This window comes from Saccharothrix sp. ST-888, from assembly GCF_000955975.1.
Classification (GTDB): Bacteria; Actinomycetota; Actinomycetes; order Streptomycetales; family Streptomycetaceae; genus Kitasatospora.
Map to the genome: position 1 here is coordinate 1 of NZ_JYJF01000487.1, position 373 is coordinate 373.

Annotated in this window: 1 pseudogene; it reads right to left on the bottom strand. The window is 72.9% G+C overall.

Annotated features, from left to right (window positions below):
- Window positions 1-219: 219 nt before the first annotated feature.
- Window positions 220-372: pseudogene (locus tag UK12_RS45325) on the bottom strand (transposase); the annotation flags it as partial.
- Between the last annotated feature and the right edge of the window lies 1 nt (window position 373).

The following is a 373-nucleotide window of genomic DNA, read 5'->3' on the forward strand; positions in this document are numbered from 1 at the left end:
ACCCTCAACCGCCCCGCCCACTGGTAGCCGATCCCCCGACGCGACATGCCCCAGCCCCTTGGTGCACAGGTCCCGCTCAGGGCACGGCGGTGGCTGCGGCGACGACCTGTGCACGGTCCGCCGGGTGCTCGTCCAGCCAGCGGCCGAGAGTGTGCGGGGAACCGGGGAACACGCGGCGTGTAGTTCCTCCTCCTGCTCGACGGTCTTGCGCCGCAGCCGGGTGAGTGCCTCGCTCTCGGCGCTGGTCAGCTCCCCTGGCCGACCCTCGCCCCGGTCCGTGCGCTCCTGCTTGACCCAACCCCGCAGCCCCTCCGGGCTGACCCCCAGCTCCCGAGCGATCTCGGTGACGTTCCGGTGCGTCGACGAGCGCACC